Genomic DNA, 1,604 nt, shown 5'->3' with positions numbered 1-1,604 from the left:
CATGAGGCTCGTCTGATTAGTCAGTTTGTGGATACCATTCCTCAATCTGTTCTACTAGATGAAATTTCTCACACAGGTCGTCCTGCCTTTCATCCAGCCATGTTGCTCAAAATGACCCTGTTCGCCTATGCTCGCCAGGTATTCTCTGGTCGAAAAATCGTTCAAATGAATGAAGAAGTCATTCCTATGAAATGGCTGAGTCAGGATACCTACGTCTGTTATCGAATCATCAACAGTTTTCGGGCTAGCACACACGCCAATCAGCTCATCAAAACTGCCTTCATCCACTTCACTCTCCTCCTCAGAGAGAATGGCTTGATTGAAGATGAGGCTCTCTTCATTGACGGGACTAAGGTAGAAGCTGATGCCAATAAGTATTCCTTCACGTGGAGAAAGGCCGTTGAACGCTATGAAGATGCCTTGAATGGAAACATTTCAGCCCTCTATGACAAGCTAGTTCAAGAAGGGGTGAATACTGCCTTGTCCAAGGAAGAATGCCTCACTAGCGAGGGACTAAACCAACTCCTACAAGAGACCGAACAAGTACTAGATGAGGTGGAAAAGGCTATCTCACAAGAGCCTAAAGTCATTAAAGGTGGATCAGCCAACAGACAGAAACGAAGAAGAATTAAGAAACTCAAGAGAAAGTTGAAAGAGGATTTTCTTGTTCGGAAACAGAAGTACGAACGAGATAAACAGATTCTACAAGAGCGAAACTCCTACTCTAAAACGGATCATGATGCAACATTTATGCGGATGAAAGAGGATCATATGAAGAATGGTCAGCTCAAACCTGGTTACAACCTCCAACTTGGTACAAACAACCAGTTTGCCTTAGCTTACGGATTGTATCCGAATCCAACTGACACTCGTACACTCAAGCCATTTCTTCAATCCATCCAAACCTTAGAACTCTTTCAACACATTGTCGCGGATGCAGGTTATGGTAGTGAAGAAAATTACAGCTTTATCCTTGATGACCTGGAGAAAACACCTCTGATTCCCTACGGAACATATCAGAAAGAGCAGAAGAAAAGCTATAAGAAGAGTGATGCCAATCCTAAAAACTGGACTTACTTAGAAGATTCTGACCAGTGGATAAAGCCAGATGGGGTTGTGTATTCATTCAAGAATTATTCACGAAGAACGGAGCAGAATGGGTTTGAGAAAGATATTAAGATTTACGAAGCTGATCCTGTACAAGCTAGTGAAGAGTTAGACCAATTAGCACGGACAGAAAAAGGAAACCTCAAACAAATTCAGTATAATCCTATGTGGAACTATTTCAAGAACTTAGTCAAAGAGGAATTGACAAGTAAAGAGGGAGCCCGCATTTATGCCAAACGCAAGGTGGATGTCGAACCTGTATTTGGTAGGATGAAGGGTGTTTTTGGCGTGCGCAGAGTCCATGTCAGAGGTCAAAAGGTGGTTGAAACTGAGATAGGATTCCTCCTAATGAGCATGAATCTCACGAAATTGGCTAAGAAATTAGTCCAAGATAGTAGAAGCAGAAAGAAAAACACAGACAGTTCGGCTGAATTTCATCAGAATCAGCTTGAATCTATCTGTGTTTTTTATTTACTGGCTAGTTTTTGCCCAGTCTC

The 1,604-nt window shown here is 42.0% G+C and carries 1 protein-coding gene; it reads left to right on the top strand.

Translation table 11 applies throughout. The annotated features are described in order from the left end of the window. On the top strand, positions 1-1,604 hold a 1,604-nt coding region (locus ODU37_RS10630; protein ID WP_249562577.1), incomplete at both ends, for an IS1182 family transposase.

This window comes from Streptococcus sp. 2021WUSS109, assembly GCF_044427305.1.
GTDB lineage: Bacteria > Bacillota > Bacilli > Lactobacillales > Streptococcaceae > Streptococcus > Streptococcus suis.
Note: the sequence above shows the minus strand (reverse complement) of the source record. Positions and strands in the feature narration are given on the sequence as shown.